1 protein-coding gene and 1 pseudogene are annotated in these 672 nt (G+C 43.5%); both read left to right on the top strand.

Translation table 11 applies throughout. The features are described 5' to 3' along the window. Positions 1-428 (top strand): hypothetical protein (locus tag HCJ66_RS15900; protein WP_187134019.1); only part of this gene is annotated, 428 nt, incomplete at its 5' end. Positions 429-440: 12 nt separating this feature from the next. Next, positions 441-672, top strand: a pseudogene (locus HCJ66_RS15895) (chorismate synthase); the annotation flags it as partial.

Raw genomic sequence — 672 nt, 5'->3', positions numbered from 1 at the left:
GTTTGCTAGAAAGTCGTCAAGACGGTTTCGCAGCGATGCAAAAAGAAACAGGCGGATTAACAACAACGACCGAATTCCTCAAAGATGCCCGTCCAGTGCTTGTTGCAATTGCCGATTTAGACTTAATCGTGAGTGGCATCAGTAGCGATCTAGAAACCGATTTTGTCAGCCTACTTGAAAATGGCGCACGATTTGGCATTTACTTCATCATCGCAGGTAATACAAGCACGATGGGACGAGGTTACAGCAAAGTGAGCGATATTATTAAACTACAGAAAAACGGTATCGCACTCTGCAAACTCAGCGAACAAAATATCATCGACGTCAGCAACAAAAACTACCAAGAGCCAAACTTACTACCATTCGAGGCATATAATATCCAGAACGGCGTAGCAGAAAAAATCAAAGTGGTAAAACCCGCAAAATAAGGAGGATTTTCAATGGTTAGAATTCTTGGTATCGATATCATGTCCACGGAGCTAGAGAAGAAACGCGATGACTATGATCGACTGCATGATCGGCTAAAGGATGGTCTTAGCGAACACGACAAACGTATCAGTGAAGCGAGAAGTGCCCTTTCTTCGTACAAAAGTGCGCATCCAGACTTTGACGGTGTCTCCATTCCGTCCAAGCATTTTGATTCGAAGCGAGAAGAACTGATGAAAAAAGTAG

Source organism: Paenilisteria portnoyi, assembly GCF_014322795.1.
GTDB lineage: Bacteria > Bacillota > Bacilli > Lactobacillales > Listeriaceae > Listeria_A > Listeria_A portnoyi.
The sequence above is the reverse complement of the archived record's forward strand: the minus strand, read 5'-3'. Positions and strand labels throughout refer to the sequence as shown.